The 1,079-nt window shown below is 72.6% G+C and carries 2 protein-coding genes; both read left to right on the top strand.

The window, feature by feature from the left end:
* Window positions 1-331, top strand: a 331-nt coding sequence (locus tag AC2VON_RS20955; protein ID WP_486954638.1) for an SDR family oxidoreductase, incomplete at its 5' end; no start/stop codon positions are given.
* Window positions 332-386: 55 nt separating this feature from the next.
* On the top strand, window positions 387-1,079 hold a 693-nt coding region (locus AC2VON_RS20950; RefSeq protein ID WP_486954637.1), incomplete at its 3' end, for an acyl-CoA dehydrogenase family protein.

Raw genomic sequence — 1,079 nt, 5'->3', positions numbered from 1 at the left:
CTCGTCGATCGCGGCCTTCGAGGGCCAGGTCGGCCAGATCGCCTACACCGCCGCCAAAGCCGGCATCGCCGGCATGTGCCTGACCATGGCGCGCGATCTCGGGTCGCTGGGCATCCGGGTGCTGGCGATCGCACCGAGCCTGTTCGCGACCGGGCTGACCAAGGGCATCCCGGAGGAATTCGCCAAGACCCTGACCAAAGACGCGGCGTTCCCGCGCCGCCTGGGCCGTCCCGAGGAGTACGCGAAACTGGTCGCTGCCATCGTCGACAATCCGATGCTCAACGGGCAGTGCCTGCGGCTCGACGCCGGCCAGCGGTTCGCGCCCAAGTGAGCGCTCCGCGCGGCTTTGGCTAGGCTCAACGCACCGGAGTATCCAGGAGGCCTTGATGGGTATCGCACTCACCGACGACCATCGCCAGCTCGCCGAGGTGGCCCGCGGATTTCTGACCACGCAGAAGGCCCGCTGGGCAGCGCGCGAACTGCTGGACGCCGCCGACGAGGCCCGCCCGCCGTTCTGGGGTGAACTCGCTGGGATGGGCTGGCTGGGCCTGCACATCGACGAGCAGAACGGCGGCTCCGGCTTCGGGCTGCCCGAACTCGTGGTGGTGATCGAGGAGCTGGGCCGGGCGGTGGCGCCGGGGCCGTTCGTGCCGACGGTGATCGCCTCGGCGGTGATCGCCGCGGCCGGCACCGCCGAGCAGCGCGACCGGCTGCTGCCCGGGCTGATCGACGGAACCGTCACCGCCGGCATCGGCCTGGCCGGCCAGATCACCAGGGACGGCGGAACCGCGGCCGGCGAAGCCGGCATCGTGTTGGGGGCGGGACTGGCCGACGTGTTGCTGCTGGCCGCCGGTGACGACGTGCTGGTGCTGGAGCGCACCCGGCCCGGGGTATCGGTTGAGGTGCCCGACAACCTGGACCCGACCCGGCGCTGCGGGCGGGTCAGCCTGCACGACGTCGCCGTCACCGCCGACGACATCCTGGCGGGCGCCCGGGAATCGGCGCTGGCCCGCGCGCGCACCGCCGACCGCGCCTACCAGGGCTCCGGCGCGCCCCAGTGCGTGAACGCAGCAGGCGCC

The sequence above is a fragment of the Mycobacterium sp. TH-M82 genome (assembly GCF_057473605.1).
The sequence above is the reverse complement of the archived record's forward strand: the minus strand, read 5'-3'. Positions and strand labels throughout refer to the sequence as shown.